Origin of the sequence: Oceanisphaera ostreae (genome assembly GCF_042676125.1) — a bacterium.
Classification (GTDB): Bacteria; Pseudomonadota; Gammaproteobacteria; order Enterobacterales; family Aeromonadaceae; genus Oceanimonas; species Oceanimonas ostreae.
The window spans coordinates 68,881-89,718 of sequence record NZ_JBHTJS010000028.1 but is presented as its reverse complement, the minus strand read 5'-3'; the positions used below and the strand labels follow the sequence as shown (position 1 = coordinate 89,718).

Annotated in this window: 23 protein-coding genes; 14 read left to right on the top strand and 9 right to left on the bottom strand. The window is 49.7% G+C overall.

The genetic code is table 11. The features are described from left to right. Positions 1–399: 399 nt before the first annotated feature. Positions 400–1,254 (bottom strand): sulfurtransferase, encoded by an 855-nt coding sequence (locus tag ACFQ1C_RS07200; protein ID WP_379557924.1) that lies wholly within the window; start codon positions 1,252–1,254, stop codon positions 400–402. A 650-nt stretch (positions 1,255–1,904) separates the two neighbouring features. Here ACFQ1C_RS07200 and ACFQ1C_RS07195 point away from each other — a divergent pair. Together ACFQ1C_RS07195 and ACFQ1C_RS16175 are read left to right on the top strand one after the other, a co-directional pair. After that, complete coding sequence (locus tag ACFQ1C_RS07195; RefSeq protein WP_379557923.1) at positions 1,905–2,144, top strand: putative signal transducing protein; 240 nt, start codon at positions 1,905–1,907, stop codon at positions 2,142–2,144. Between the two features lie 9 nt (positions 2,145–2,153). Continuing rightward, positions 2,154–2,282, top strand: a complete 129-nt coding sequence (locus ACFQ1C_RS16175) for a DUF7577 domain-containing protein (RefSeq protein WP_449290063.1) — start codon at positions 2,154–2,156, stop codon at positions 2,280–2,282. A gap of 55 nt (positions 2,283–2,337) precedes the next feature. Here ACFQ1C_RS16175 and ACFQ1C_RS07190 read toward each other — a convergent pair whose 3' ends face one another. Both ACFQ1C_RS07190 and rsmD read right to left on the bottom strand, forming a co-directional pair. After that, a complete protein-coding gene (locus ACFQ1C_RS07190) occupies positions 2,338–2,655 on the bottom strand; it encodes a DUF1145 domain-containing protein (protein WP_379557922.1) in 318 nt (105 codons plus the stop codon). Further along, positions 2,655–3,248, bottom strand: a complete 594-nt coding sequence (gene rsmD / locus ACFQ1C_RS07185) for a 16S rRNA (guanine(966)-N(2))-methyltransferase RsmD (protein ID WP_379557921.1) — start codon at positions 3,246–3,248, stop codon at positions 2,655–2,657. Before rsmD ends, ACFQ1C_RS07190 begins: the two co-directional genes overlap by 1 nt. A 130-nt stretch (positions 3,249–3,378) precedes the next feature. Between rsmD and ftsY the strand changes: the two genes are divergently transcribed. From ftsY to glpX, 6 genes are all read left to right on the top strand, one after another. After that, positions 3,379–5,178 carry a signal recognition particle-docking protein FtsY gene (gene ftsY / locus ACFQ1C_RS07180; RefSeq protein WP_379557920.1) on the top strand — a complete coding sequence of 600 codons (1,800 nt, stop codon included), beginning with the start codon at positions 3,379–3,381 and terminating at the stop codon, positions 5,176–5,178. Then, positions 5,179–5,853 carry a cell division ATP-binding protein FtsE gene (gene ftsE, locus ACFQ1C_RS07175; RefSeq protein WP_379557919.1) on the top strand — a complete coding sequence of 225 codons (675 nt, stop codon included), beginning with the start codon at positions 5,179–5,181 and terminating at the stop codon, positions 5,851–5,853. It abuts the gene before it with no gap. Further along, a complete protein-coding gene (gene ftsX / locus ACFQ1C_RS07170) occupies positions 5,840–6,787 on the top strand; it encodes a permease-like cell division protein FtsX (protein WP_379557918.1) in 948 nt (315 codons plus the stop codon). Before ftsE ends, ftsX begins: the two co-directional genes overlap by 14 nt. Positions 6,788–7,001: 214 nt before the next feature. After that, positions 7,002–7,859, top strand: coding sequence for an RNA polymerase sigma factor RpoH (gene rpoH, locus ACFQ1C_RS07165; protein WP_379557928.1), 858 nt, complete (start codon positions 7,002–7,004; stop codon positions 7,857–7,859). Between the two features lie 90 nt (positions 7,860–7,949). Further along, positions 7,950–8,600: a carbonate dehydratase gene (can, locus tag ACFQ1C_RS07160; RefSeq protein ID WP_379557917.1), complete on the top strand. Its 651-nt coding sequence runs from the start codon at positions 7,950–7,952 to the stop codon at positions 8,598–8,600. Between the two features lie 39 nt (positions 8,601–8,639). Continuing rightward, on the top strand, positions 8,640–9,647 hold the full coding sequence (gene glpX / locus ACFQ1C_RS07155; protein WP_379557916.1) for a class II fructose-bisphosphatase: 1,008 nt from the start codon (positions 8,640–8,642) through the stop codon (positions 9,645–9,647). 157 nt (positions 9,648–9,804) lie between these two features. Here glpX and ACFQ1C_RS07150 read toward each other — a convergent pair whose 3' ends face one another. Both ACFQ1C_RS07150 and ACFQ1C_RS07145 read right to left on the bottom strand, forming a co-directional pair. Then, positions 9,805–11,166, bottom strand: coding sequence for a class II fumarate hydratase (locus tag ACFQ1C_RS07150; RefSeq protein ID WP_379557915.1), 1,362 nt, complete (start codon positions 11,164–11,166; stop codon positions 9,805–9,807). A gap of 25 nt (positions 11,167–11,191) precedes the next feature. Continuing rightward, complete coding sequence (locus ACFQ1C_RS07145; protein ID WP_379557914.1) at positions 11,192–11,581, bottom strand: acetyl-CoA sensor PanZ family protein; 390 nt, start codon at positions 11,579–11,581, stop codon at positions 11,192–11,194. Between the two features lie 394 nt (positions 11,582–11,975). Here ACFQ1C_RS07145 and ACFQ1C_RS07140 point away from each other — a divergent pair, with 394 nt between their 5' ends. Both ACFQ1C_RS07140 and ACFQ1C_RS07135 read left to right on the top strand, forming a co-directional pair. Beyond that, the gene (locus ACFQ1C_RS07140) at positions 11,976–12,539 is read left to right on the top strand and encodes a gamma-glutamylcyclotransferase (protein WP_379557913.1); all 564 of its coding nucleotides are present in this window, start codon (positions 11,976–11,978) and stop codon (positions 12,537–12,539) included. A gap of 24 nt (positions 12,540–12,563) precedes the next feature. After that, a complete protein-coding gene (locus ACFQ1C_RS07135) occupies positions 12,564–12,815 on the top strand; it encodes a YkgJ family cysteine cluster protein (RefSeq protein WP_379557912.1) in 252 nt (83 codons plus the stop codon). A gap of 494 nt (positions 12,816–13,309) precedes the next feature. On the opposite strand, the gene envC is transcribed toward ACFQ1C_RS07135, so the two are convergent. Both envC and gpmM read right to left on the bottom strand, forming a co-directional pair. After that, positions 13,310–14,548, bottom strand: a complete 1,239-nt coding sequence (envC, locus tag ACFQ1C_RS07130) for a murein hydrolase activator EnvC (protein WP_379557911.1) — start codon at positions 14,546–14,548, stop codon at positions 13,310–13,312. Positions 14,549–14,556: 8 nt separating this feature from the next. After that, complete coding sequence (gpmM, locus tag ACFQ1C_RS07125) at positions 14,557–16,089, bottom strand: 2,3-bisphosphoglycerate-independent phosphoglycerate mutase (RefSeq protein WP_379557910.1); 1,533 nt, start codon at positions 16,087–16,089, stop codon at positions 14,557–14,559. Positions 16,090–16,309: 220 nt separating this feature from the next. Here gpmM and ACFQ1C_RS07120 point away from each other — a divergent pair, with 220 nt between their 5' ends. The 3 genes from ACFQ1C_RS07120 to gpsA are packed head-to-tail and all read left to right on the top strand — an operon-like array spanning position 16,310 to position 18,264. After that, positions 16,310–16,738 carry a rhodanese-like domain-containing protein gene (locus ACFQ1C_RS07120; protein WP_379557909.1) on the top strand — a complete coding sequence of 143 codons (429 nt, stop codon included), beginning with the start codon at positions 16,310–16,312 and terminating at the stop codon, positions 16,736–16,738. A gap of 30 nt (positions 16,739–16,768) precedes the next feature. Then, positions 16,769–17,260 carry a protein-export chaperone SecB gene (gene secB / locus ACFQ1C_RS07115; protein WP_379557908.1) on the top strand — a complete coding sequence of 164 codons (492 nt, stop codon included), beginning with the start codon at positions 16,769–16,771 and terminating at the stop codon, positions 17,258–17,260. Beyond that, complete coding sequence (gene gpsA, locus ACFQ1C_RS07110; RefSeq protein ID WP_379557907.1) at positions 17,260–18,264, top strand: NAD(P)H-dependent glycerol-3-phosphate dehydrogenase; 1,005 nt, start codon at positions 17,260–17,262, stop codon at positions 18,262–18,264. The genes secB and gpsA overlap by 1 nt, the downstream gene beginning before the upstream one ends. A 103-nt stretch (positions 18,265–18,367) precedes the next feature. Here the strand turns inward: gpsA and nfuA are convergent, their stop codons facing one another. Together nfuA and ACFQ1C_RS07100 are read right to left on the bottom strand one after the other, a co-directional pair. After that, entirely contained in the window at positions 18,368–18,946 is a 579-nt protein-coding gene (gene nfuA / locus ACFQ1C_RS07105; RefSeq protein ID WP_379557906.1) for a Fe-S biogenesis protein NfuA, read from the bottom strand. A 74-nt stretch (positions 18,947–19,020) separates the two neighbouring features. Continuing rightward, a complete protein-coding gene (locus tag ACFQ1C_RS07100) occupies positions 19,021–19,716 on the bottom strand; it encodes a ComF family protein (protein ID WP_379557905.1) in 696 nt (231 codons plus the stop codon). Positions 19,717–19,744: 28 nt separating this feature from the next. Here ACFQ1C_RS07100 and bioH point away from each other — a divergent pair, with 28 nt between their 5' ends. Beyond that, positions 19,745–20,524 carry a pimeloyl-ACP methyl ester esterase BioH gene (gene bioH / locus ACFQ1C_RS07095; RefSeq protein WP_379557904.1) on the top strand — a complete coding sequence of 260 codons (780 nt, stop codon included), beginning with the start codon at positions 19,745–19,747 and terminating at the stop codon, positions 20,522–20,524. Positions 20,525–20,838 lie beyond the last annotated feature (314 nt).

The window sequence follows — 20,838 nt, the reverse complement described above, 5'->3', positions numbered from 1 at the left end:
ACCGTTCGGATATCAAAAACTCGGTACACCATTCGCTCTAAACACGCTTAACTGAATGGTGTTAGCCATTTGGCGGGCTTTTTTTGTTTTGGATTGCAGCTGGGTGTTTGGCGCGAGATGGATCCCCACTCACGTTTTACTAATACCCATTTCATTAAACAATCGATCTATGTGGTTGCTATACCAGCTCCGAACAAAGGGCCCGCCCCATCGACCCGCTGCAAGCACCCTGTGACGCTCAGCACATGACCTCCCTGTCATGTGATGGTCGGTGGAGCAGATCCCTTTGTCCTCCTTGATGATGCAGAGTCGCCTGTTGGCAGTGTCTGCGGGCAACTCGGTGTTACCTCTGGCGCTTCGGCCCAACATCTGGTCAGATCTTTAATGTAATTGGTATAATTAATCCGTTACCACTGGTAAATGCGAAGATCCACCCCATTCGGTCCAAGAACCATCATAAACGGCGATCTTCTGGTGGCCGGTAATATCGGCTGCTAATGCTAAAATGGCAGCGGTAACGCCAGAGCCACAGCTACAAATTAACTCTTGCTCGGACGAAAGCTGAGCGGCGAGCTTTTGTGCTAGTTGTTCTTTAGGTAAAAAGTGCCCTTGTTGCAGTAACTCGCTAAAGGGTAAGCAAACTGCACCTGGCATATGGCCGGGTCTCACGGCAGGGCGAGGGTCGGCGGCTTGGCCACTAAAACGCTCGTGGCTTCTGGCATCAAGAATTCGGCTTTGTGACTGAGACAGCGCCACTTGCACCTGATCGGCATCGGCTATCCATGTTGTTTGCAGTTGGGCCACAAACTGCCCTGGCGCAACGGGTTCAGGCTTGCTGCTGTCTAACGGTAATCCTTTGGTTATCCAATTGGGCAAACCGCCATCCAATACTGCCACTTGGTCGTGCCCCATGGCTTTAAACATCCACCACGCTCTGGGGGCGGCAAAGATACCACTGCCGTCGTAGACAACGATGCGGTGATGATTACTGAGCCCCAGAGCCGATACTTGTTGTGCAAATTGCGCTGCGGTTGGCAGCATGTGGGGGAGTGGGCTATTCTCATCTTTGATTTTTCTGTCAAAGTCGAAGAAGCGAGCACCGGGAATACGCTGCGTACGCCACTCTTGTTCGCCAGCACGTTTTGCTGCGGGCATATACCAGCTGGCGTCTAATACGACTAAATCTGGATGCTCGAGGTGAGCTGCTAGCCACTGACTGTCTACCAGAGAAGCTGGCAAGGTTAATGCGGTCATCTTGGTTTCCCCTTACTCATTTAATTGCGTCATCCTAAGCGGCCGATTCAGTTCAGGCCACTTTTTTGTTTATCGTGGTGCGTGAAGCGTAAGCCATTACTGTATCTGCGAGTAAGGTGGAGCATATTCGCCCCTCACGGCGTGTTATTCGTTGGTGCTTTGCAGCTAGGGCTGCGGTGACTAGGTATTGGTGTAAGAGATCCGCCCGATTTGTTGTGAGATATCACTTAACTAAATGGTGGATAACACGCATTAAGCTGCGGTAATATCACTGGTAAAGTTTAATTTTACATTAAAATCAAATAGTTAATGTATGGTTGTTGTTTTGAGACTCATTTTGCCTGTGCGCTCTATATTGAGAAATCTACAAAACTCTCTATAGTTAGTTATGCAAGGAGCGAGGAAGTCCGTCAGGAAGATAGACTTGCCAAGCACGGCGAATAAGGAACACCCGCAGGATGCGGTAAGGGACACCTCCAGGATGGAGAGAGCAAGCGAATCAGGATGAATCGCAGTCAGGATGACTAAAGGACACGCCTAAGGATAGGTAGAGGAAAGGCCTTAAGGATTAAGGTAATACGTCAAGGAATGCAGGGAGCAACTTGGTTTAGGGATTAGAGCCATACGACAACCCAAAAGGGGGTGACATTATGTCACCCCCTTTTTCTATTGTTTTTTTGATGGTTATTATGGGCGACAGAAAAGCGATGAGTGAGTGGGTTACGGTTTATCAGGCAGCGAATAATCTAGAAGCGCATACCATTAAAGGGGCGCTGGAAGTATCCGGTATTAAAGTGCAGCTGAAAGGCGAAGCATTAGCGGGTGCTCTGGGCGAGTTGCCCGCTAACGCAATAGAAGTCACATTATTAGTCCGATCCTACGATATATAGTCGTCGCAATTGATATTGGCGCGTTACCAACAAGACGAGCGACCCGCTTGGCATTGCTCACAGTGTGGGGAGCACAATGCGGGTAGCTTTGAAATTTGTTGGCAGTGCGGTCACGATGTTCAAGCCGTGAGCCAGTAATCACAGGTGACGTGTGAAGGGGACGGGCTCAGCCGCTAGACCAGACGATGCGGTATTACTTTTCTTGCTGCTGCTTTTTTTGCGCATTTGTCTGTTTGTTTTCTTCCATTATCTCTTTTAGGCGGGCACGGTGGGTGTGCATGGCAAACGAGCCGAACACCAACACGGCCAGATAATCTTTGGTTGTGGGGTGCAATATCTGAGAAACTCGCTTGAGCATCAGCATCTGTAATATATGCATAACCAGCACTACCGAGCCTAAAATAAGTGGCATTAAGCCCACTTCTTGAAAGTCTGGGCCGATTAAAGCGTAAATAATACCTGCCCAAAATAGCAGCATGATCAGTTTCATTGCTAAATTTAATATTTTCATTACTCACTTTCCCTTTGATAAAGTTGATAATTAACCTGCCCTGCCCGCTTATCTTTTAGCAGTCGCCAATTCGATGGCAGCAGTAATGATTCTGATGCCTGCTCTCGCTCAATATAAATTTTGGCATCAACGTTTAGCCAGCCGTTGTGTTCTAGCAGCTGGCAGACATTAGGCAGTAGCTCACGGTGAAACGGCGGATCGAGAAATACCAGATCAAAAGCCGTGGCTGGCGATTGCAAAAAGCCGATGGCATCTGTATTAATGATCTGGCCTTGAGCCGCAGGCAAGCTGGCAAGATTGCGCTGTAATTGTTGGGCGACGGTGGCGTCTTTTTCTACCAAGATCACCTCACCTGCCCCACGAGACAAAGCTTCAAATCCTAAACTGCCGCTACCGGCAAATAAATCCAAGCATCGACAATGGTGAATGTCGAACATTAACCAGTTAAATAATGTCTCTTTGATACGGTCGGTGGTGGGTCTAAGCCCTTCGCTATCGAGCACGGGTAATTTACGCCCGCGCCATTGGCCGCCAATCAAACGGATTTGTCCACTGCCCGTTGAGGCTTTTTTTATTGGTTTTGCTTTTGCCATCTCGTTTCGCCGTTTTTCAATAAAGTGCTAGTATAAGGCGGTTTTGCACCCATAAGGGGTGAGTATTCTAAAGAAGGGGCCGAGTTACGGCTAGCCCTAATCACCCCCGACATCAGTGAGTAATATCAGAATGGCAAAAAAAGGTTTTTTTTCTTGGCTGGGCTTTGGCAAAAACAAAGATCAGCAAGCAGCTGAAATAGAGCAAGAACAGCAGCAACCGGCCTTAGAGTCAGAAATTGAGGCGGGTAGCGCAGCAGTCGAAAGAGCGCTAGAAGAGCCGACGGCCGAGGCCGTAGAACAGGCTCGATTGGTGGTAGAAGCCGAAGCGGCCGAGCAGGTACGACTGGCAGCCCAAGCTGAAGCAGCAGAGCAAGCTCGATTAGCGGCAGAAGCAGAAATTGCAGCCGAAGCGGCTGAACACGCTCGACTGGCGGCCGAATTTGCAGTCGCCGAGCAGGCACGATTGGCGGCCCATGCTGAAGCGGTGCAACTGGCAGCAGAAGTCGAGGCGGCAGAACAGACACGTTTAGCGGCAGTAGCCGAAGCCCAAGCGGCGGAACAAGCTCGTTTAGTGGCAGAAGTCCAAGCCGCAGAACAGGCTCGTTTAGCGGCTGAAGCTCAAGCGGCAGAAGAAGCTCGTTTGGTGGCTGAAGCTCAAGCGGCGGAACAGGCTCGTTTGGTGGCTGAAGCCCAAGCGGCAGAAGAAGCTCGTTTAGCGGCTGAAGCTCAAGCGGCAGAAGAAGCTCGTTTAGCGGCTGAAGCTCAAGCGGCGGAACAAGCTCGTTTGGTGGCTGAAGCACAAGCGGCAGAACAAGCTCGTTTGGCGGCTGAAGCCCAAGCGGCAGAACAAGCTCGTTTAGCGGCTGAAGCTCAAGCGGCAGAAGATGCACGTTTAGCGGCTGAAGCACAAGCGGCAGAAGAGGCTCGTTTAGCGGCTGAAGCACAAGCGGCAGAAGAGGCTCGTTTAGCGGCTGAGGTAGCCGAAGCCGAAGTGGCAAAAACACCCAAGAAAGGTTTTTTTACTCGGCTTAAAAATGGCCTGCTTAAAACCAGACAAAATTTGGGATCAGGCTTTTTTGGCTTATTTAGCGGTAAAAAGATCGACGACGACCTGTTTGAAGAGCTCGAAACTCAGCTATTAACGGCAGATTTGGGCGTAGAAACTACGCTGTCTATTATCGATAACTTAACGCGCCAGGCCAGTCGTCGTCAGCTTAAAGACGGCGAAGCGCTGTATGAGCTGCTAAAAGAAGAAATGGCCGAGATCTTGAACAAGGTGGAACAACCCTTGATTATCGATAGTGAGCATAAGCCTTTCGTTATTTTAATGGTTGGCGTTAACGGAGTTGGTAAAACGACCACTATCGGCAAGATGGCTCGTCAGTTTCAAGCCGAAGGGAAATCGGTAATGTTGGCGGCAGGGGATACTTTCCGCGCCGCGGCAGTAGAACAGCTGCAAGTGTGGGGCGAGCGTAATAAGATTCCGGTTATTGCCCAGCATACCGGTGCCGATGCGGCTTCGGTAATCTACGACGCAGTAGAAGCCGCTAAAGCCCGTAAAATCGATGTATTACTGGTCGACACTGCTGGTCGGTTACAAAATAAAGCGCACTTGATGGACGAGCTCAAGAAAGTGGTGCGTGTGATGCAAAAGATTGATGGCGGTGCGCCTCATGAAATTATGCTGACCTTGGATGCCGGCACCGGCCAAAATGCGCTAAGCCAAGCGAAGGTATTTAACGAGGCAGTACCGATTACCGGTATTACGCTCAGCAAGTTGGATGGCACCGCTAAAGGTGGGGTTATTTTTGCCGTTGCCGACAAGTTTGGTATTCCTATTCGCTATATTGGGGTGGGTGAACAAATTGACGATTTACGTCCGTTTGTGGCCCATGATTTTATTGATGCCCTTTTCACGCAGGACGAATAAATGATCCGCTTCGATCAGGTTAGCAAAGTATATAGCGGTGGCTTTCAAGCACTGCAAAAGGTCAGTTTTCATCTTGGAAAAGGGGAGATGGCGTATCTTACTGGCCACTCGGGGGCCGGAAAAAGTACTCTGCTTAAACTGATCAGTGTGATGGAGCGACCCACCGACGGCCACGTGCTGTTTAATGGTCAGGATGTGAGCCGAATTCGCCGCGGCCATATTCCTTATGTGCGTCGGCGCATTGGTATGATCTTTCAAGACCACCATCTGATTAATACGCGCACCGTGTTTGATAACGTGGCGCTGCCGTTAGTGATTGAAGGCTACAGCCATCAAGATATTCGCCGCCGGGTATCGGCTGCGCTCGACAAGGTAGGGCTGCTGGGCAAAGATCGTTACTTTCCTCTGATGCTGTCGGGGGGTGAACAACAACGGGTGGGAATTGCGCGCGCCATTGTGAATAAGCCTTCACTGCTGCTGGCGGATGAGCCAACAGGTAATCTAGATCCCGAGCTATCGATGGAGATATTGCGCTTGTTTGAGGCCTTTAACAGCGTCGGCGTCAGCGTGTTAATTGCGACCCACGATACGGGGTTAATCAATTCGCAGCGCCATAGAACCTTAACCCTGAATGCGGGCCGATTGCAGGCGGAGGTGAACAATGAGCAGGCATAAGCTATCTTTGTTGCAACGTCTAGCGATGTATTGCGTCGACCATATCCGTCAGTTATTTGCCAGCTTAGGTGAGTTGTGGCGCACGCCGTTGAGCTCATTAATGACCATTGCCGTGCTGGGCGTGAGTTTAGCGCTGCCGGCCAGCTTTTATGTTTTATTAAAAAATGCCGAGTCAGTGAGCGCGGTTTGGCAAAGCAAGGCGCAAATTAGTCTCTATTTGCAGCAAGGTACCACAGAAAAGCAAGTGACCGAATTGCAGGAGCGCTTGGCTGCCTTGTCGGAAATAGACAACATTACTTATATTAGTGCCGAGCAGGGGCTGAATGACTTTAAAGGTGCCGCAGGCTTTGCCGAGGCGCTAGACTTGCTGGCTGATAACCCGCTGCCGGCGGTGTTTATTTTGGGTTTGTCTGAAACTGGACGTAGCCCCGATGCCGCCGAGTTGCTGTTAGCCGATATGAACGCCGAGCCTACCGTGGCCACAGCACGATTGGACATGGCTTGGCTGGCTCGTCTATCTGGTATTGTGGATCTACTGCGACAAGCGGTAGTGGGCATGGCCAGTTTATTGCTAGCGGGAGTATTATTGGTGGTGGGTAATACCTTGCGCCTAAATATTTTAAACAGCCGTTACGAAATAGAAGTGATGAAGCTGGTAGGTGCGACAGATGGCTTTATTCAACGACCTTTTTTATATGTTGGCCTCTGGTATGGCATAATAGGTAGTCTGTTGGCATGGTGGCTAACTTTGGTGATGGTGTTTTGGCTAAGTCATAAGGTCAGTGCATTAGCCGGTTTGTATCAAAGTGACTTTGATCTTTTAGGCTTAGGTCTAGAAGAAAGTGCATTGTTGATACTCACCGGAACACTACTGAGCTTACTGGCTTCTGGATTTTCAGTACGCCGCCATATTCGCGCAATCGAACCTCAGTAAGGTCGCTAAGCCCCTTGAATATGTAAAACCCAGTTGAACTTAATTAGCGAAATGTGGTCTTATACGGGCAGTGAAATACCGCTTTCTTGACATTTAGTCCTAAATAAATGCATTGTCCGCTGTACAGCGTGCGGTATTGTGTTAATAGCATCATAGCAAGGTGTGCACCGCAGCTGTTTTTATACGGAGTCATGTAATAATGAATACGAATGTAATGACGACAGATTTCCAGCGCCATTTTTCCTTGGTACCTCAAGGTAGCTTGGAGGCGTATATCCAGGCAGTAAATACCATTCCCGTGCTAAGCGCGGAACAAGAAAAGTCACTGGCTGAGCAGTTACATAGTGATGGTGACTTGTCTTCTGCCCGACAGATGATTATGTCTCATCTGCGGTTTGTAGTGCACATTGCCCGTAGCTATTCTGGTTATGGCCTGCCTCAAGCTGACTTAATTCAAGAAGGCAATATTGGCCTGATGAAGGCCGTTAAGCGCTTTGACCCTGGAGTGGGCGTGCGGTTAGTTTCTTTTGCCGTGCATTGGATTAAAGCCGAAATTCACGAATATGTGTTACGCAACTGGCGAGTGGTTAAAGTGGCCACTACCAAAGCGCAGCGCAAACTGTTCTTCAATTTACGTAAATCTAAGAAACGTTTGGGTTGGTTCAACCAGGCCGAAGTGGAAATGGTGGCCGAAAACTTAGGCGTGCGTCCGTCCGAAGTGCTAGAAATGGAAACGCGCATGAGCGCGCAAGATCAAGCATTTGACTTGGCTTCAGACGATGATGATAAAGATACTAATTTCTCTCCAGTACACTACTTGCAAGATCACAGCTCGGATGTAGCGACTCAAGTAGAAGCAGATAACTGGGAACAAACGGCAAACCGTCGATTACGCTCGGCTTTGGCCACCTTGGATGAGCGTAGCCAACATATTATGCAAGCTCGTTGGTTGGATGAAGACGATAAGACCACCTTACAAGTACTGGCTGACGAATATGGTGTGTCGGCTGAGCGGATACGCCAGCTAGAAAAAAGTGCACTTAAAAAGCTAAAAACGGCTATGGATTCTTGAGTATGAATTAAGGCCGGAAAAAAGGCCCCGCTGGGGCCTTTTTTCCGCCAATAATCTATCTTAATAAGAGTAAGAAAGCAGGAATACCCCATGAAAATATTAAAGCAGCTGTTTAACAACAACCAAGAATGGTCAGAAAGAATTAAAGCGGAAGATCCGACCTTTTTCGAAAAACTAGCGTTACAGCAAGCGCCAGAATATTTATGGATTGGGTGCTCCGACAGCCGAGTTCCTGCCAATCAGTTAACTGGTCTGTTACCCGGCGATGTTTTCGTGCATCGTAATGTAGCTAACCTAGTGATGCACACCGATTTTAATTGTTTGTCAGTGGTACAGTACGCAGTTGAAGTACTGAAAGTGAAGCACATTATTATTTGCGGCCACTACGGCTGCGGCGGTGTTAGAGCCGTGATGGATGATGTGGAATTAGGCTTAATTGATAACTGGTTATGCAGCTTAAAAGCGCTATATCAGCGCTACCGTAAAGACTTACAAGATCTTGAGAGCGAGCAATTACAAGAAGACGCTTTATGCGAGTTAAACGTGGTTGAACAGGTCGCTAACCTGTGTCGAACCAGCATAGTGCAGCACGCTTGGAAACGAGGGCAGGAGCTGTCTATTCACGGCTGGGTATATGGTATTAAAGACGGCAAGCTGCATGACTTAGAAGTATGCGCATCAGAAAAAATAGAAACGCCCGATGTTTATCGTATTTTGCAGCAGCGAATACTAGATAAGTAATTCGACACAGCGCGATAATTTGAACGAGTAGGAAATCTCATGAGACGTGAATTAGCCATTGAATTTTCCCGGGTCACGGAAGCGGCCGCATTGGCTGGCTATAAGTGGTTGGGTAGAGGCGATAAAAATACCGCCGACGGTGCTGCAGTGGCAGCGATGCGTCATGTATTAAATGAAATTGAAATTAGCGGTGAAGTGGTTATCGGCGAAGGCGAAATTGATGATGCTCCCATGCTGTATATCGGCGAAAAAGTCGGTTTAGGTGGTGAAGAAGTCGATATTGCCGTCGATCCAATTGAAGGCACCCGCATGACGGCCATGGGCCAGTCGAATGCTTTGGCAGTGATTGCCGTGGGTGAAAAGGGCGCCTTTTTGCGTGCTCCCGACATGTATATGGAAAAGCTGATTGTTGGTGCTCGCGCCAAGGGTTCTATCGACCTATCTAAGTCGCTAGAGCAAAATATTAAAGCAGTGGCCAAGGCGCTGAATAAGCCTCTGTCACGCTTTACCGTGGTCACCTTGGCTAAACCGCGACACGACAAGGCGATTAAAACCATGCAGGCGCTGGGCGTTCGCGTGTTTGCCGTGCCCGATGGTGATGTTGCCGCTTCAATTTTGGCTTGTGTGCCAGAAAGTGAAGTGGACATGCTGTATTGCATTGGTGGTGCGCCTGAGGGCGTTATTTCTGCTGCTGCAATACGCGCGCTCGACGGCGACATGCAAGCACGCTTAGTGCCACGTTATGAAGTGAAAGGTCCCAGTGAAGAAAATATAGCTCTCGGTAAGAAGGAAATTGCGCGTTGCCAAGAAATGGGCATCGAAGTGGGAAAAATCTTAAAGCTAGAAGATATTGTCCGTACCGATAATGTACTGTTTTCTGCCACCGGTATAACCAAGGGTGACTTGTTAGAAGGCATTAGCAGCGATGGCTATTATGCTCACACCGAAACTCTAGTGATCCGCGGTAAGTCACGCACCGTGCGCCGCATCCACTCCACGCACATTCTGTCTCGCAAGCCCCAAGCACTGCGGGATATTATTCTGTAAATGCCGTGGACCGTTATGGGTAAAGGGTAAAGTGTGAGTAGCAACCCCACAGCTACCTTTCCTAACCACTCAGTTAGATCGTAAAAAGGGATGTCTCGGCATCCCTTTTTGTTTCTGGGTTTTAGCACTGAATGCTGTATGTGTTTTCCTCACGTGCTCAGCGCGTTAGCGCTGCGGGATCGAGCAGTTTTCGCAGTTGGTCTTCCGAGAGGTCGGTGTGCTCCAGTGCTACTTCTAAGATCGGTCTTTGCTCTTTGTAGGCCAACTTAGCGATTTTGGCCGCTTTATCGTAGCCAATAACCGGATTTAGCGCCGTGACCAATATTGGATTCTTCGCTAAGTTTTCGTCGATATGCGCCTGATTCACAGTAAAGCCACTAATGGCCTGAGCCAATAAAGGAGCCGAGTTGGCCAGTAATTGAGTCATGGTCAGTAGATTATTAGCCACCAGCGGTAGCATCACGTTAAGTTGGAAATTGCCCGACTGACCGGCCACGGTGTTCGCAGTATCTAGGCCAATAATTTGTGCCGCCACCATGGCAACGGCCTCAGGGATCACCGGGTTAACCTTGCCGGGCATAATGGATGAGCCGGGTTGCAGCGCGGGCAATTGAATTTCTGCGATGCCAGTGAGCGGGCCTGAATTCATCCAACGTAAGTCGTTGGCAATTTTCATTAATGCCACTGCTAGCGTCTTAAGCTGCCCCGATAGCTCAACAGCCGTATCTTGGCTGCTTAGGCTGTAAAAATAATCTTCGGCGGGACAGAAATTTAAACCGGTGTGTTGATTAAGATAATCGCAGGCTAATTGAGCTTGGCGTGGGTCGGCATTAATGCCGGTACCAATGGCCGTGCCGCCCAGTGCTAGTTGCTGCAGTCGGCTTTGCAGACCATCTAACCGCTGGCTGGCATAGCGTATTTGCGTGGCCCAGCCGCCTAACTCTTGGTCGAAACGCAGGGGCATGGCATCCATTAAGTGGGTGCGACCTGTTTTCACTTTATCTTTTAGTTGCTCGCCCTTGGTTGATATGGCTTGCTCTAGCTGCAATAGCGCCGGCATTAGGCCTGTGCTAAGGCTAAGTGCGGCACTCACATGTACAGCCGAGGGGATAACGTCGTTTGAGCTTTGCCCCATATTAACGTCATCATTGGCACTCACGGCTTGACCAAGCTCGGTGGCGGCTAAATGGGCCAGCACCTCGTTGACGTTCATGTTGGTACTGGTGCCTGAACCGGTCTGATAAATATCAATAGGAAACTCAGCTGTGTGCTGTCCGGCAATAACAGCGTCAGCCGCAGTAATAATGGCATCCGCCTTGTCTTGGTCTAGTCGATTTAGTTTGCCATTAGCATAAGCACAAGCGGCTTTTATCTTGGCAATGGCACTAATGAAGGCAGGGGGAAGTGGCTGGCCCGAGATGGGGAAGTTATTAATGGCTCTTTGGGTTTGGGCGCCATAAAGTGCGTTGGCTGGCACTTCTATTTCGCCCATAGAGTCCTTTTCGGTTCTCATCTTCATGCCGTATCCTTCTGTTGTGGACCGTTTAATCTTCTAAATAACAGCTTAGCATTCCTGCTTGAGTGTTAAAGCCTTGGCTGGCTAAAAAGTCAGCTAGTCCGGTTTGTTGTTCAGGCGGTGCTTGCGCTGGGTTGCAGCTTAGGTGAGAGAGGCCAGCAGCTTTCGCGTCTAACTTAATTTGGCGCAATAGCTCTTGGCCTATGCCACGGCGGCGCGTAATATCTCGCACCGCAATAAAGCCGAGTAGTTCTTGTTTGGGTGAATGCTCACGCCAAGCCAGCGCCACGGCTTTATCGTTAAAGGTGGCCAAATAAAAATAGGCCTGATCGGGCAAGGTTTTACCCTGTAAGATGATGTTCACATGATGGCGGTGCAGCTCGGATATTTGCTCTAAGCGATGTATGGTCAGGCGCATGAAAAAACTCCTCAGAAAAGTCGTAGTTTATCATGCCCTACGAGCAGCTATCAGTCTTAAGCTGTCAGTGATCAGCTCAAGATAAACACATTGCGAAGGGTGAAGGGGGGAACATAATCGAATCCAGCTCTAACTCCAGATTCAGACCTTAAAGATTTTTGTGCCACGGATCCCACGGAAGAGTTCAAGGGTGACGAGTGATAGAGCTTTGAGGCTTAAGATCTTACCTCTTAATAATTTGGCATTTTGCGCTCTTATCTCTATTTTTCCGTGTTCTTCCGTGACTCTCGTAGTAAAGAAGTGTGGCAAAAATAGCTCTGAGCTTTTAGGTTTTGATATTCTCTGTAGCTGATCGCTTACAGCTGACGGCTTCCTGCTTTGTTTAAAGGGATATATGACATTTGATACTCGAGACCATAACGGCCGAATGACACATTTTGACCAGCATGACTCTTTTTGGTTGTTTGGTTATGGCTCCTTGATTTGGAAGGCGGACTTTCCCTTTCTAGAGCGCAAGCCTGCTTGGATTGATCACTGGAGTCGCCGTTTTTGGCAAGGTTCGCATGATCACCGAGGGATTCCTAGTGCCCCTGGACGAGTGGTGACCTTGATCTCAGAACGCGGTGCGCGTTGTGACGGCATGGCCTACCGTATTGAGCCGAGCCTATTGCAGCAACTAGATATGCGAGAGAAAAATGGTTATCTGCGCGAATTAGTGCCTATCCACTTTTCTCCGACTAGCTCGGTCGACGGTTTGATCTATCTCGCCACGCCAGATAACGATGCCTTTCTTGGAGAAGCACCGCTGGCCCGCATGGCAGAGCAAATTGCCCAAGCGCAAGGCCCCAGCGGCAGTAATCGAGATTATCTGCTCAATCTTGAGCAGGCATTGCGTGAACTTGGGGCGAGCGACCACCATGTTTCGGCGTTGGCATCCTTAATGAGTGACTATAAGTAAATGAATATGAGGAATAGGCCGTAAATGGAATGTCGAAACAAGTGTGGTGCTTGCTGCATTGCACCTAGCATTAGCGGTCCGTTACCGGGCATGCCCAATGGTAAACCGGCCGGTGAGCCTTGTTTGCATTTGCTGGAAGATATGCGCTGCGCCATCTTTGGTCAGCCCGAGCGACCCGCTGTGTGTGGCAGCTTTAAAGCCATGGCAGATGTATGCGGCGAGACGAAAGCCGATGCAATGTGGCTGATCAATGAGCTAGAAATGGCGACGAGTTAGCAGCTAACAGCGCCGAGCGCCCGGCACCAAGCCTAAAGAAGAGCACCGTCTTTTGTAGCCGCTGCTTTATTGTGAAATCCTGCTGAAAAGGGAGTGCCAGCTAAAGAGGCACTCTACAAGAGAGAGTACAGCTATTCTTTATAATTCACAGGTTTAAAGACAAAAGCAGATACCGGAATAAGTCCAGTAAGACGGCATAAAGATAACTGCTAAGTCGACCTATGTATTCAGCTTCTGTTTCGCCTGTCAATTTTGCTTGGGTTTAATCTCAGTTCTTATTATCAAGGTCACTTTCAGATCTTATCTCTATTTTTCCGTGGGTTTCGCGGGTTCCGTTGCGAGAGAGTCTTTCGTTTTGTGTTGTGACCTAAATGATTCCGCTTGCGGCAAAATATGAGAGTAAGCGTTCGCCTACAAAAGGCGGGACATAGCAGATGTAGACTTGGCTTGTCCCCTACACTCTTCACGTTTCACCCTTTGCCGCCGTTGAGTGATTAAGACTTCAACCAGGGGAGGGGGTTGATGGCTGAGCCTTGATAGCGGATTTCGAAATACAGGCCGGACTTCTCTTGGCCACCACTTTCACCACTTAAGGCGATGGGCTGACCGGACTTTACCTTGTCGCCTGGGTTAAGCAACAGCGACTGGTTATGGCCATATAGGCTCATATAGCCTTTGCCATGGTCGATAACCATCACCATGCCAAAACCACTTAGCCAATCGGCATACACGATTTGACCGTTGGCAATGGCGCTCACTTCTTTGCCTACGGGGGCGCTAATCAGCAGCCCTTTCCATTGCAGCTGGCTGGTGCGGTTGGTGCCAAATCGATGGACAAGTGGGCCTTTGAGCGGCCAAGGCAAAGTACCTTTGGCTAAACCGGCAAAGTTGCCGCTTAGCTTGGCTACCACTGGCGTTCGACCCGACGAACCGCCGGAGCGACGTGCAGCTTGCTCTGCTCGTTCTTGAGCTTCCCGAGCATCTCGTTCTGCACGCTCACGCGCCGCTTGTTCGCGGGCGGCCTTTTCTAGAGCCAGTTTAATCTGACGTTCTAGGTTACCTGCCGCCTGTTGTAGACTCGTTAATCGCTGACTACCTTTACTAAGCGCATCGTTAAGCTGTTTGGCGGTGGTACTGCGTTTGCTTTGTTGTGCACTTAGCTTTTCTTGCTCACTTTGTTGACGTGTGAGTAGCTGGTTTAGTTGATTGCGGCTTTGTTCTGCTTGGCGACGGTTATCGGCTAATTGTTCGCGCGTGCGGGCCAACTGGTGTAAAGCGTCGGCGCGCGCTTCATTTAAATGCGCATAATAGTGCAGTAACCGATCAATCTCTGTGCTGTCTTGGCCATTAAGCAACAGCTTGAGGTAGTCGTGACGACCATTCTGATAGGCGGCTCGCAGCTGTTCTGCCAGCAGTGTTTGCTGTTGTTTGGCTTGTTGGTTTAACTGTTTATGCTCTTTATCGAGCTGGGCGAGGGCGGTTTCGTTGTCTTTGAGTTTATGTTGCGTTTGGTTTAGCTCGCGCGCCATGGCTGAAATGGCTTTCTCATCTTTGGCCAGCTGTTGCTGCAGCTGCTTTAGCTTATTTTTTTGCTGCTGCAAGTCTTGCTGCTGGCTGGCAATTTGCCCCTGCACATTTTTGAGTTCTTTACTGTCATTCGCCCATGCGAAAGTACCGATCATGAGACCGGTACTTAATAACACTAAGGTGGCGAACAAGCGCTTTTTGCCCATAGGCTTGATTATTTCAGAACCATCAGAGGCTTACCAGTCATTTGCTCAGGTGTTTCCATGCCCAGTAAGTTAAGCATGGTCGGAGCAAGATCCGACAGCCGACCTTTTGCGGTCGGCGTTGCGTCTCGGCCCACATAAATGAGTGGCACCGGTAACGTGGTATGCGCCGTTTGAATTTGGCCGGTAACGGGGTTGACCATCTGCTCGGCATTGCCGTGATCTGCAGTAATCAGCGCCTCGCCACCCACTTCTTTCAGTGCTGTGACTACGCGGCCAATAGCCACATCTATGGCTTCACAGGCTTTTACAGCCGCCTCAAATACCCCAGTGTGACCCACCATGTCACCATTCGGGTAGTTACAAATAATGACGTCGAATGCTTGGCTCTTAATGGCTTCAACCAACTTATCGGTAAGCAGCTCGGAGTTCATTTCTGGCTGTAAATCGTAAGTGGCGACCTGGGGGCTTGGGATCATCACTCGTTGTTCGCCTTTAAAGCATGCTTCTCGGCCGCCGTTAAAGAAGAAGGTAACGTGCGCATATTTCTCGGTTTCAGAAATACGCAGCTGAGTTTTACCGTGCGCTGCCAACCATTCACCCAAGGTATTAGGCAGTGACTCTGGCGGATAAGCACAAGATGCCTGAATATCGGCGGCGTATTCCGTGAGCATCACAAAGCGACTTAGATCTGGGCAAGCATGGCGAGTGAAGTCGTTAAAGTCTGTTTGCACAAAGGCGCGAGTCAGCTCACGGGCGCGGTCGGCGCGATAGTTCATAAAAATAACCGCATCGCCGTCTTGTATGCTGACGGGCTCGCCCAAGGTGGTCGCCGCGATAAACTCATCATTTTCGCCGCGGTCGTAGGCAGCTTGTAGGCCGACTACGCCATTCGCGGCGTTATATTCGGCTTTGCCCTGCGTGAGTAAGTCGTAGGCTACTTGCACGCGCTCCCAGCGATTGTCTCGGTCCATGGCAAAATAGCGGCCCACAATGGAGGCCAACCGGCCTTTCCCCAGTTTGGCAAACAGGGCATCAACGAGTTCGATAGAGCCAAGAGCTGAGCGGGGTGCTACGTCTCGACCATCAAGAAAGCCGTGCAAATAAATGTGTTCGGCCCCGCGGTCGGCGGCCATCTGTATCATGGTAGCAATTTGGTCTTGGTGACTGTGCACGCCCCCCGCCGACAACAACCCCATAATATGCACGGCTTTGCCTTGGCTAATCGCGCCATCTAGTGCAGTGGTGAGTGTGGGATTGGTAAAAAAGTCTCCATTTTTAATGGCTTTGTCGATGCGGGTTAAGTCTTGGTAGACGATACGACCGGCACCAATATTCACGTGGCCTACTTCTGAGTTACCCATTTGACCATCGGGTAGGCCAACATCATGACCCGAGGTAGAAATAAGCATAGAGGGACAGTGTTGCATCAAACCATCGAGCACCGGCGTGTGGGCGGTATAAATAGCATTATGCTCGGTTTTTTCACTATAGCCCCAGCCATCCATAATGATGAGTACCAAGGGCTTTTTGGTCGAGTTCATAGTGTAACCCTATGTTTGTTATTTTAAAGTGCAGGTCGCGAACGACAATCATTGCTATGTTACTACAAATGACGATTTAGTCGCCACCCGCAGCCCGAGCTAAAATAGTGATCTGAACCTAATTTTAGCAACGTGCAACAGGCCCTCGACAGCTGTTATTTGTCGATACCCCATGTATACTCGTTTTTTTGTATATTCTGACCTTAAAAGAAGTAATCTCATGCAAGAGTATCTCGATTTTTTCACTAACAACACCATGCTAGTCGTAGTTTGGTTTGGTTTGGTTATTGCTATTATTGCCATGACCATCATCTCTAAACTGAGTAAAGTGCTGATAGTCAGCGCCCAAGAAGCCGTTATGCTCATTAATAAGCAGGACGGCGTTGTGATCGACGTGCGTGGTGCCGAAGAGTTTCGTAAGGGCCATATTGCGAGCGCTATTAATGTGCCCGCGGCTCAGCTTAAAGCGAACAATTTAAACCTGATCCAAAAATACCAAAATAAACCAATTTTATTGGTGTGCGAAACAGGTGTCACAACCAACGGCATAGGCCGGTTGTTAACCAAAGGCGACTTTACGCAGGTTCACGCCTTGCGTGGTGGAATGGTCGACTGGCGTACCCAGAATTTACCCGTCACTAAACGTTAATATTTCAATACACATTATAAGGATATCCTCATGGCTGAAACAGCAAATGGTGCAGGTACTGAAGAACAGCAACAGGTTGAATTTCAAATCCAGCGCATTTATCTAAAAGATGTGTCTTTTGAAGCACCGGCCACGCCTTTAGTATTTCAAAAAGAATGGAAGCCTGAAGTTAAGCTGGATTTAGACACCAAGAGCGCACGCCTGGGTGACAACATCTTTGAAGTGGTATTAACGCTGACCGTTACTTGCCTGCTAGGTGAAAACGAAACGGCTTATTTGTGTGAAATTCAGCAGGCAGGTATTTTCACAGTCGGCAATATGGCTGAGCCACAACTGGCCCATTGCTTAGGTGCATTTTGTCCTAATATTCTGTTTCCTTATGCTCGCGAAACCGTGGGTAGCTTAGTCGGTCGCGGTTCTTTCCCGCAGCTGAACTTAGCGCCAGTTAACTTTGATGCCTTATTTGCCGCACACGTACAACGTGCTCAAGAGCAGCAGCAAGAACAGCAGGCTGATGCCTAATGCATAATGATGCCGCCATCTCGGTTCTGGGTGCTGGCTCTTATGGTACCGCCTTGGCCATTGCTCTTGCGCGCAATGGCCATAAAACCTTGCTGTGGAGCCATAGGGCCGAGCAGGCCGCAACCTTAGCCACCGACCGTTGCAATAAGGTCTTTCTACCTGATGCGACTTTTCCCGATAGCCTGACGCCCATCGCCGATTTGCAACAAGCGGTGCAGGCCAGTCGTAACTTGCTGGTTGTAGTGCCCAGCCATGTGTTTGCCGATGTATTAGCGCAGGTTAAACCGTTTTTGCGCAAAGACAGTCGCGTAGCGTGGGCCACCAAAGGGTTAGAGCCTAATACGGGTGGCTTATTGCAGGACGTTGCTCGAGATATTCTGGGGGATCACATTCCACTGGCGGTATTATCGGGCCCGACGTTTGCTAAAGAATTAGCCATGGGCTTGCCCACCGCTATTTCGCTGGCCGCTACAGAGCCTGACTTTGGCAAAGACATGGCTGACTTGCTGCACTGTGGTCGCTCGTTTCGCGTGTACTTAAATGACGACATGGCGGGCTTGCAGTTAGGCGGTGCGGTTAAAAACGTGATTGCCATTGGTGCCGGTCTGGCCGACGGCTTAGGCTTTGGTGCTAATGCGCGTACCGCACTCATTACTCGCGGGCTTGCCGAATTGCAACGGTTAGGTGTGGCACTGGGTGCCGAACAAGACACCTTTATGGGGATGGCAGGGCTCGGTGACCTCGTGCTGACCTGTACCGATAATCAGTCGCGCAACCGCCGCTTTGGTTTGGCATTAGGCCAGGGTAAAGATGTGCAAACCGCCATGGCAGACATTGGTCAGGTAGTTGAAGGCTATCGTAACGCCGCTGAGGTGCAGCAACTGGCCGGCCGCCACGGGGTAGAAATGCCCATTTGCGAACAGGTCTATCAGGTGTTGTATCAAGGAAAAAATGCCAAAGAAGCCGCCCTTTCCTTGTTAAGCCGAGATCGTAAAGCGGAGTGACAAAGCTGTCAGCGGTAAGCTTTAAGCTGTCAGAAAAACGGATAAAAAAGGGAGCCTCATCGGCTCCCTTTTTGCTCTCTAGCTCTTCAACTAAGTACTGAACTCAATAATAAGAGTGATCGCCGCGCTCATGCTCTGTGGCATCGCGCACACCGGTAATTTCGCCAGCAAACTGTTCAAGTAGCTGTTTCTCGATGCCGTCTTTCAAGGTCACATCAATCATAGAACAACCGTTACAACCACCACCAAACTGCAAAATAGCTAAGCCTTCGGGGGTTATTTCGGTTAACACAACTTGGCCACCGTGACTGGCAAGACTTGGGTTAATTTGTGACTGCAGCAGGTACTCAACTCTATCAGCCAAAGGCGCATCGCTAGGCACTTGGGCCATTTTAGCGTTAGGCGCTTTTAGCGTTAGCTGTGAACCCATTTGGTCGCTAACAAAATCAATTTCGGCGTCATCTAAAAAAGCAACGCTTTGTTGATCGACTACAGCTTCAAACCCATTGAACGACAAATGCATATCGTCATGCTCAACGGCATCTGGCGGGCAATAAGACACACCGCATTCAGCATTAGGAGTGCCTGGGTTTACCACGAACACCCGAATATTGGTGCCTTCCGGCTGTTGCGACAGCAATTTGCAGAAGTGTTCCTGGGCAGTTTCGGAAATATTAATCATTGTCATCCTCGCAAAAACCTGACTAAACAACTCAACTTTTAATCATACTCTTGTTGCCGGTGCTTGAATAGTCGTTAGCGCTCAAGAGTCCGACACACCGCCCACACTTCTACCTGAATCACCCCTTGATCGTGTAATAGCTTAGTTAGCTCGGTCATGGTACTGCCGGTGGTAATTACATCGTCCAGTAACGCTACATGGCGATAGGTTACTGGCCGGCAAGAAAAAGCGTGGCGTAAATTTTGCTGACGTTGGCGGCGACTGAGGTGAGTTTGCGAAGCGGTATGGCGCAGGCGTTTCAAGCAGCTGGAGTCTACTTTTATAGGTAATATATCTTGTAGACCACGGGCAATTTCGCTGGCTTGATTATAGCCACGGCGCATTTGTCGCCACCAATGCAGGGGCACCGGTATAATCACCTCAGGATGCGGCCGCGTGAGCTGACGGGCTAATAATTGGCCAAGCAACCGGCCGTTTAACGCCCGTTGATGATATTTTAAATCGTGAATTAACCGGGCAAAGGGCGGTTCAAAATCGGCTAATACCTGCATGCGCTGCCAAAGTGGCGGGCGGCGTTGGCATTGCCCGCAATGCGCATCTTCGACTGCCAGTGGAAAGGCACACTGCGGGCAGGGGTAAAGTAGCAGCGGAAGTTCATCTTGGCAGCTGTCACAAATGAGCGCCTGCTGCTGGCAGTCGTGCCGACACAGCAGGCACTGCCCCCACCAAAGTGGACTTGATTGTAAGCGAGTGACCAAGCGTTTTATCATGGATCCATCGCAACAGGGGAGTGGTGTAATGAGTGTATACGTAGAAAGGCGCGGCCGAGGTCCCAATTTGGTGTTACTACACGGCTGGGGCATGAATGGCGCGGTATGGGATGGGCTAGCGACGCGGCTAGCAGACGACTTTACTTTACACCTCGTCGACTTGCCCGGCTTTGGTCATAGCGCAGCCTTACCCCGATCGGCCAAGCTTAATGATTGGGTAAATGCGGTATTAGCCGCCGTCCCTCATCATGCGGCTTGGCTGGGTTGGTCGCTTGGTGGTTTGTTGGCGACTCAGGCGGCTTTTCAGGCTCCTGCACGCATTAGTCACCTTATTACCTTGGCTAGTTCTCCTTGTTTTGTGGCTAATGAAACTTGGCCTGGCATTAAACCTGAGGTGCTGGCCGCCTTCGAGCAGCAGCTAGCAGCAGACCATCAAGCGGTAATTAATCGCTTTTTAGCACTGCAAGCCATGGGTAGTGAGCATGCACGAGAAGATATTCGACAATTAAAAGAGAGCCTCGCCGCTAAACCGGCCCCCGATCCTGTGGCGCTGGCTGCGGGGTTAGCTTTATTAGGCGAGGTAGACTTGCGCGCAGTGCTCGGCGAATTACAACTGCCCTTATTGCGTCTATATGGTCGATTAGATGGCTTAGTGCCCCGAAAGGTGATTCCGCTCATAGATGCTTTATTGCCAGAAAGCGCTGCGTTCAGCGAGTGTTATATTGAGGCCAAAGCCTCTCATGCCGCGTTTATTTCTCATCCCGACGCCACAGCCGAGCGAATCGCTCACTTCTTGAGTCGTCCTTAAGCAGTGCGGCGAAAGCATCACACCAAGACCTAAAGATATATCAGCAACGGAATCCGCGAAATCTACGGAGAAATAGGGATTGGATCTGAAAAGTCTCTTGATGAGAAGGGTCAAAGCGAAAACCCAAGTAAAAGAACCAGAGCGATAAAAGTTGAATACGTTGTTCGGCTTAGCAGTTATCTTTATGTCGTCTTACCGGGCACGCTCCGGTATCTGCTGTTGTTTTTATGTCGTCCTTTACCCTGTCTCTTACTCTGCACAAGGTGTTTATAGTGTTAACTTTGCTGTGGCGCTTAACTATCAATTACCGTGGC